This is a genomic window from Saccharopolyspora sp., assembly GCF_017434145.1.
GTDB classification, from domain to species: Bacteria; Actinomycetota; Actinomycetes; order Mycobacteriales; family Pseudonocardiaceae; genus Saccharopolyspora_C; species Saccharopolyspora_C galaxeae.
Map to the genome: position 1 here is coordinate 1 of NZ_JAFRFW010000529.1, position 7,072 is coordinate 7,072.

A 7,072-nucleotide genomic window follows, 5' to 3' on the forward strand; every position below is an offset into this window, starting at 1 on the left:
CCGGCGCCGACGGCGGCAGCGGCGGCGGTGGCGAGTTGTTCGGGGCGCACCGGCAGGTGGTGGTGCTCGCGCGGGGATCGGGCGCCGTTGAGGCAAGCCTGCAGCATGTCCCGATTGTGGCGTGATCGGGCGGTGCGGGGTATTCGGTGCGCCGGGTCGTTGCCTTGCCGGTGGCGTGTCGTGATCAACGGTGTCGATCGGTGGCTTGCTTCTTTCGCTGCGCGCGGTCCGAGTGGACTCCTGCTCCCCTTGCGGTGAAAGGGTGTTCGCCGCGTGGATCGAGGTCGGCAGGGCGGCGGAGGTGTGACCGCGTTGCAGGCTGCTCGGTTCTTGGCCGCATTCCGCGGCCTCGGTGCGTCGTGGCGCCGAGCGGTGATGGCCGTCCTCAGGCGCTGCGGGCGGGGTTAGCGTGGGCGTGTGCAGCAGCGGGAACGGGTGCGGATCGACCGGCAGTTGGCGAGTTGGGACGTGGATTCGGCGCGTGGGCCGTGGACGCGGTGGCTGCTGGAGTCGGTGCGGGATCGTCCTGGGGTGCGGGCCGCGGAGTTGGCGCGGGAGGCGGGGCGTCCGGTGTCGCGGGTGAAGTCGCAGGCGTGGCGGTTGGCGGAGCTCGGTTTGGTGCTGCGCTCGGGGCAGTCGTATCGGTTGTCCGAGCATGGCGCGGCATATTTGGCGGGGCGGGAGCGTTGAGTCGCCGCGGGCGGGTCGGCTGCGGGCTTGCTCGAGTCCGCGGGCGCTTTGCTGGATCCGGAGCGGTTTCGGTCGCTGCGGGTTCGAGCTGTCCGAAGTGGACTTCCACGGTTGAGTTGGGCGAAGGCGTTTTCGCCGGAAGCGGGCCGCACTCCCCTGGCCGGGACGGTTTCAGCGGCTCGCCTGCAGGCGCTCGTCGAGCGCGTCCAGGTCCGGGAGGAACCACACGTGCCTGGCGCGGTTGGATTCACGGACGAGGGCGCGCAGGGCGGAGCTGGCCGCCAGGTGCGGTGTGATGTCGCCGATGATCGCCAGGCGCACTCCGTAGCTGGTGAACTTCTGCATGATGGCGCCGGCGAGGCCGGTTTCCAGGGTGAAGAAGCGTTCGTCGAGGCGCTGGGCGGGTACGGCCACGGTGTCGCCGCCGAAGTAGGTCGCGCCGATGAGGTCGAGTGCGTCTTGTTCGGTGGTCACGGGCGGTCCGCTCGGGTCGCAGACGAGTACCTGGGCACCGGAGCGTTCTTGCAACGTGTCGGACATCGTCGCTTCCTTCCCGGATCGGGTGCGCTGCTGCGATGGAGGTTCAAGGTAGAGCGAGTCGGCTCGTCCGCAGTAGCCGTTTTTCGTCGTTGCCCGGCACCGTCGAAATTCCATGGCGCGGGTCTGTTCGGTCCGTTTAGCGTTCGGGACCTATGTCGTATGAGCATCCGTTGGCGCACATCGCCGGTGTTGAGGGTTTGGCGTTGCTGCGCGCGTTCAACGGGGAGTTCGGCCGCGAGTTCGTCGAGGCCCGGCTGGGCGAGCTGCGCCGCCTTCTCGACGACGAGTCGTTGGTGGGTGCGGCGACCGTGGTGGATCAGGTCGATGCGGTCGCCGGGTATGCGGCGTGGGCGTCGGCGTATGACGAGCCGGGCAATGCGTTGATCGATCTTGAAGAGCCGGTGGTGCGGCGCGTCTTCGATGATCTGCCGGTGGGGACCGTGCTGGACGCGGCGTGCGGTACCGGTCGGCACGCGGAGTTCTTGCACGGGGCGGGGCATCGGGTGCTCGGGGTGGATGACTCGCCGGAAATGTTGGCGCGTGCGCGGGAGCGGGTTCCGGGTGCGGAGTTGCGCCGGGGGCGGCTGGATGCGCTTCCGGTCGCGGACGGTTCGGTCGATGCGGTGGTGTGCGCGCTGGCGTTGACGCACGTTGAGTCGCTTGCGCCGGTGTTGGCGGAGTTCGCGCGGGTGCTGCGTCCGGGTGGGCGGTTGGTGATCTCGGATCTGCATCACGAGATGGTGCTGCGGAATTCGGTGCCGCCGGTCGTGATCGATGGTCGGCCGGGGCGGTTGCCTGCGTATCGGCACTACCCGAGTGACTATCTGGCGCCTGCGTTGGCGTGCGGGTTCGAGCTGCGCGGGTGCGACGAGCCGCGGTGGTCGAGCGCGGGCGGGGTGGCGAGCGCCGGTCCTGGCCCGTGGGAGACGTGGCCGTGGTCGTTGGCCGCGATGGTGCCGGAGGCGGTGCGGGCCGCGAATCGTGGTGTGCCGGCGGTGGTGGTGTGGCGGTTCGCGCTGGACGGTTCGTGAGCGCGGTGTTCTCGTCGGCGGGGCTGAATCGGTCCGGCGGGGTGCGGGTTGTGATCCGTGGCGGCCTCGCGTGCGGTGGTTCGCCGGGCGGATAGCATCGCGGTCGGTAATCGTCCGGCGAGCAGGAAAGACACCTCCTATGACCAACGCGCCCGTCACCGTCACCGTCACCGGTGCCGCTGGCCAGATCGGCTACGCGCTGCTGTTCCGGATTGCTTCGGGGCAGCTCATCGGGTCCGACACCCCGATCAAGCTGCGCTTGCTGGAGATCCCGCAGGCGGTGCAGGCCGCCGAGGGCACCGCGATGGAACTCGACGACTGCGCGTTCCCGCTGCTGCAGAGCGTGGACGTCTTCGATGACGCCAAGGCCGCGTTCCAGGGCACGAACGTGGGCCTGCTGGTCGGTGCGCGGCCGCGCACGAAGGGCATGGAGCGCGGTGACCTGCTGGAGGCCAACGGCGGCATCTTCAAGCCGCAGGGCGAGGCGATCAACGCGGGTGCCGCTGATGACGTGAAGGTGCTGGTGGTGGGCAACCCGGCCAACACCAATGCGCTGATCGCGCAGTCGCACGCGCCGGACGTGCCCGCCGAGCGGTTCACGGCGATGATGCGGCTGGATCACAACCGGGCGTTGACGCAGCTGGCGAAGAAGCTGGGCACGTCGGTGACCGACATTCGCAGGCTGGCGGTGTGGGGCAACCACTCCGCGACGCAGTACCCGGATCTGTTCCACGCCGAGGTGGGCGGCAAGATCGCCGCTGAGCAGGTGGAGCGCGCGTGGTTGGCGGACGAGTTCATTCCGACGGTGGCCAAGCGGGGTGCGGCGATCATCGAGGCGCGGGGTGCGTCGTCGGCGGCGTCGGCGGCGAACGCGGCGATCGATCACGTGCACACGTGGGTCAACGGGACCGCCGAGGGTGACTGGACGTCGGCGGGTGTGGTCTCCGACGGGTCTTATGGCGTGCCGGAGGGGTTGATCTCGTCGTTCCCGGTGACCGCGCGGGGTGGCCGGTTCGAGATCGTGCAGGGCTTGGAGATCGACGAGTTCTCCCGCGAGCGGATCGACGCTTCGGTGGCGGAGCTGTCCGAGGAGCGCGAGACGGTGCGCGGTCTCGGTTTGGTCTGAGTTCGCGGTTTTCGCTCCAGGAGGGGCCGTGTCCTTGCGGGGACGCGGCCCCTTTTGTGTGCGGTGGGTGTTCAGGGCAGGTAGGGCACGTGCAGGTCGTCGACGGAGAACATGAGTTCGTGGCGGTGTCCGAACAGTTCGGCGGCGCGGGTGACGTGGTGGCGCATGGCGGTGTCGAAGTCGGCGTGGCCGCTGCAGAGCCATTCGGCGCCGCGGAGCAGTTCGGGTAGGTCTTCGGTGATGCGGTCGGCGCACATCGAGGGTGCGCGGGGTCCTTCGTCGTCGACGGGGTCGGGCTGGTTGCCGAGCATGAGGTAGCAGGGGTAGCGGTCGATGTCGGGTAGTACGGAGTAGAACGGGACGCCGGGGTTGAAGTAGTACTCGGCCCAGTCGTTGCCTGCCAGGACGAGCCAGGGTGTTCCGGCGGCCATGGCGGCGAATCCGAATCCGGTGTGCGGCGACAGCAGCAGGTCGCAGCGTTGCAGTGCGGCCAGTTGCCGGTCGAGTCCGACGTCGACGGCCCAGGTGGTGCTGGGTGCTTCGGCGGCGAGGGCGTCGTATTCGGCGGTGCTGAATCCGGTGGTGCTGCGGCCGTCTTCGGTGTGTTTGCCCAGTAGGCAGATGCGGGCGTGTGGCCACCTGTCGGTGAGGGTGCGCAGGATGCGTCGCCATGCGGTCGTCGTTGGGTAGCGCCAGCGTTGGGCGCTGCCGCCGGGCAGTACGGCGATGGTGGGTTCGTCGATTTCGGGGAGTTGGTGGCGGGCCCAGTCGTGCGCGTCGGCGGACGGGTTGAGGTGCAGCCGGTTTCCGGGTTGGTAGGCCGGTTGTGGTGCGCCGATGACGGTGTGCGCGTTGCGGGCGCGGAAGTGCTCGCTGCTTTGCCGGTAGTACTCGCGCAGGCCGGGGAACAGTTCGTGCTGCCAGGTTTGGTGTCCGCGGGGGTCGTCGATGACCCAGTCCCAGTCGCGCGGGATGTGCGCTGCGACGCCGTGGGCGGGTGGCGTGAACACATCGAAGTCCACTGTGTACACCTCGTCGACGTGTTCGGTCCAGTGCGCGAGGTCGACTGCGGTGTTGGCTTTGAGCACCAGGCCGATGCGGCGTTGCGGGTCGGCCCGGCGGTAGCCGAGGCAGTACTGGAGTGCTTCGACGGCGTGGCCGACCGGGTGGCAGTAGACGAAGTTGACGAGCACGGATTCGTCGCTCATGGCTGCACGCTATCCGGCGGCGCGAGTGGTTTTTGCGGTGTAGGGATCTGCGGCGGCCGGGTAGCCGTGGTGCGGCCGAAACGAGGTGAGGAGGTAAGCGATGCTGCCCAGGGACGAGCGTCGCCGCATCGAGCAGATCGAGAAGGGGTTGAGCATGCAGGACCCCGAATTCGCGGATCGGTTGCGGCAGGCGGAGCTGCCTGGGCGGTCGCGGGTTCGGCTGGTGCTGGGGATCGTTTCGGCGGTGCTCGCGGTGTTGTGCATGTTGCTCGGTGAGGTGGCGGGTTTTCTGCTCACCGGGGTGTTGGCGGCGTTGTTGCTGAGTTTGCGCGGGTGGCGGTTGGTGGCGTGAGTGCGGTTCACGGGCGCCAGCGGGGGCGGTATCCGGGGCGGTCGGCGTAGGGCAGGCCGAGCAGGGCGCGGGTGGCGCAGCCGCGTTCGTCTTCGGGCGGGTAGACCTGTCCGAGTTGGTCGCAGGGTCCGTCGCCGGAGCCGCATTGCTGGTGCACCCGCAGCAGGCGGGTTTTGAGTTCGCATTCGCGGAAGCCGCGGTGGACGCTGAGGTCGCAGCGTTTCGCGGTTCCGGATTCCTCGTCTTCGCGCTTCCAGCGCAGCAGTTCCAGATCGATGTTGATCTGTCGCCGGAGGAATTCGGCGAAGCGGTTCATCCTGCCCCCCGCCACGGTGCTTTTCGCCGGTGCCGCGGTGTTGCGGCCTGTCCTGGCTGGGACCGCTGTGTGCTCGGTTCGTGACGCGGTGCGCACGGTTCGGGTTCACGGTTCGGGGTGGGTCCAGCCGAGCAGCCGGTGGGCTTTGCCGCAGTCGTAGAAGCCGCGGTTGCCGGGCAGGTCGGTGCGCAGCGGTACGTGTGGCCAGTGCTGGGCGGCCAGTTGTGCCGAGGGTGTTTCGGAGATGGTGTCGGCGGCGACGATGTTGATGATCTCGTGGCCGTGCCAGTCGGGGTGCAGTGCGGCCAGGACGGCTTGTCCGACGGCGTCGCCGCGGACGTAGCCCCAGAGGTGGTTGATGACCACGTCGGGGCCGGGGCGGTCGGCGATGGCGCTGCGGCGGTCGGTGGTCACGCCGTGCAGGCGCAGGCTGGCGATGCTCAGTTCGGGGTGGCGGCGGGCGAGGCTGTCGGCTTGGGCTTCGGCGATCCATTTCGACAGGCTGTAGGGGTCTTCGTTGTAGGTCGGGTGCCGCTCGTCGACCGGGAAGTAGTCGTAGTGGGCGCGGCGGCTGTAGGCGCCACCGACGGCGTTGATGCTGGAGGCGGTGCAGATCTTGGTGATGCCGTGTTCGGCCGCGACGGTCAGGGCGTTGTAGCTGGCCACGACGTTGGTGTGGTGCACGGTGGCCGGGTCGGCGACGTGCGGGGAGCGCAGGCCGGCCAGGTGCACGATGGCGTCGGCGCCGTCCACGGCCGCGGACAGGTCGTCGTGGTCGCAGGCATCGGCGAGCACGGTGGCGGTGCCGGGGGTTTTGTCGATGGCGCGCACGTGGTGGCCGGCGTGGGCGAGTTCGCGGGTGACCGCGCGGCCCACCACTCCGTTCGCTCCGGTGATCGCGATGAGCATGGGTTCCTCCGCAGGTGCTTCCCCGGTGATGTCGCAATTTGGAGCTGGCGGGTTTTAGCCAGGAATTCACGTGGGCGGGGTTCTGGCGGGCAGGCTCTGCTTCCTAGGTTCAGCCGCGATCTTCGCCTATCGCGGCGTCCACTGGGAGGGAACACCATGCCACGCATCCCCGCTGTGCCCCGGCGCACCCTGCTGACCGGGACGTTGGCCGTCACCGCTAGCACTGCCCTGCCCGCTACCGCGCTGTCCGCTAACGAGCCGCCTGCTGCTGGGGCGGGGTTGCCGGTGGCGGCTCCGCCGATCTCGGGAACGTCGGATTGGGACGCCCGCTCGGCCGACGGGAGCATCGAGGTCCTCGACAGCAAGCCGAACAAGATCATCGTGCATCACACCGCGACCGCCAACAGTTCCGACACCTCGCAGTCGCACGCTTTCGAGCTGGCCCGCCAGATCCAGGACTTCCACATGGATTCCAACGGGTGGAGCGACACCGGGCAGAACTTCACCAACACCCGCGGCGGTCATCGGCTCGAGGGCAGGCACAAGAGCCTCGCGGCGCTGCAGGCCGGTGATCAGCACGTGGTGGGTGCGCACGCCGGTGAGCAGAATTCGGTGGCGCTGGGCATCGAGAACGAGGGCACCTACACCAGCGCGTCGGTGCCGGGTGCGTTGTTCGAATCGTTGACCGAGCTGTGCGCCTACATGGTCGCGCAGTACGGCATCGAGGCCGGTGAGATCTACGGGCACCGGGACTTCATGTCCACCGACTGCCCCGGTGACGAGCTCTACGCCAAGCTGCCCGAGCTGCGCAGCGCCGTGGCCGCGCGCACGGGGCGTCCCGCGGTGGCGCCGCTGGTGTGGCCGTTGCTGCAACCTGGCGCGGCCGGGCCGCGAGTCACC

The 7,072-nt window shown here is 69.0% G+C and carries 9 protein-coding genes; 5 read left to right on the forward strand and 4 right to left on the reverse strand.

The genetic code is table 11. The annotated features are described in order from the left end of the window. The first annotated feature begins 417 nt into the window (after positions 1-417). A complete protein-coding gene (locus IJH84_RS14715; RefSeq protein WP_295145386.1) occupies positions 418-690 on the forward strand; it encodes a hypothetical protein in 273 nt (90 codons plus the stop codon). A 171-nt stretch (positions 691-861) separates the two neighbouring features. On the opposite strand, the gene IJH84_RS14720 is transcribed toward IJH84_RS14715, so the two are convergent. After that, positions 862-1,230, reverse strand: coding sequence for a DUF4180 domain-containing protein (locus tag IJH84_RS14720; RefSeq protein WP_295145389.1), 369 nt, complete (start codon positions 1,228-1,230; stop codon positions 862-864). 152 nt (positions 1,231-1,382) lie between these two features. Here IJH84_RS14720 and IJH84_RS14725 point away from each other — a divergent pair, with 152 nt between their 5' ends. Beyond that, a complete protein-coding gene (locus IJH84_RS14725) occupies positions 1,383-2,261 on the forward strand; it encodes a class I SAM-dependent methyltransferase (protein WP_295145392.1) in 879 nt (292 codons plus the stop codon). Positions 2,262-2,400: 139 nt separating this feature from the next. Continuing rightward, complete coding sequence (locus tag IJH84_RS14730; RefSeq protein ID WP_200072489.1) at positions 2,401-3,387, forward strand: malate dehydrogenase; 987 nt, start codon at positions 2,401-2,403, stop codon at positions 3,385-3,387. 71 nt (positions 3,388-3,458) lie between these two features. On the opposite strand, the gene IJH84_RS14735 is transcribed toward IJH84_RS14730, so the two are convergent. Next, the gene (locus IJH84_RS14735) at positions 3,459-4,595 is read right to left on the reverse strand and encodes a hypothetical protein (RefSeq protein WP_295145396.1); all 1,137 of its coding nucleotides are present in this window, start codon (positions 4,593-4,595) and stop codon (positions 3,459-3,461) included. Between the two features lie 100 nt (positions 4,596-4,695). Here IJH84_RS14735 and IJH84_RS14740 point away from each other — a divergent pair, with 100 nt between their 5' ends. Further along, positions 4,696-4,947 (forward strand): DUF3040 domain-containing protein, encoded by a 252-nt coding sequence (locus IJH84_RS14740; RefSeq protein WP_295145399.1) that lies wholly within the window; start codon positions 4,696-4,698, stop codon positions 4,945-4,947. 7 nt (positions 4,948-4,954) lie between these two features. On the opposite strand, the gene IJH84_RS14745 is transcribed toward IJH84_RS14740, so the two are convergent. Both IJH84_RS14745 and IJH84_RS14750 read right to left on the reverse strand, forming a co-directional pair. Then, positions 4,955-5,263, reverse strand: a complete 309-nt coding sequence (locus IJH84_RS14745; protein ID WP_295145402.1) for a DUF6221 family protein — start codon at positions 5,261-5,263, stop codon at positions 4,955-4,957. Between the two features lie 105 nt (positions 5,264-5,368). Continuing rightward, positions 5,369-6,172: an NAD(P)-dependent oxidoreductase gene (locus IJH84_RS14750; RefSeq protein WP_295145405.1), complete on the reverse strand. Its 804-nt coding sequence runs from the start codon at positions 6,170-6,172 to the stop codon at positions 5,369-5,371. A gap of 156 nt (positions 6,173-6,328) precedes the next feature. Here IJH84_RS14750 and IJH84_RS14755 point away from each other — a divergent pair. Further along, the coding region (locus IJH84_RS14755) for a peptidoglycan recognition family protein (protein ID WP_295145408.1) at positions 6,329-7,072 on the forward strand (744 nt) is incomplete at its 3' end.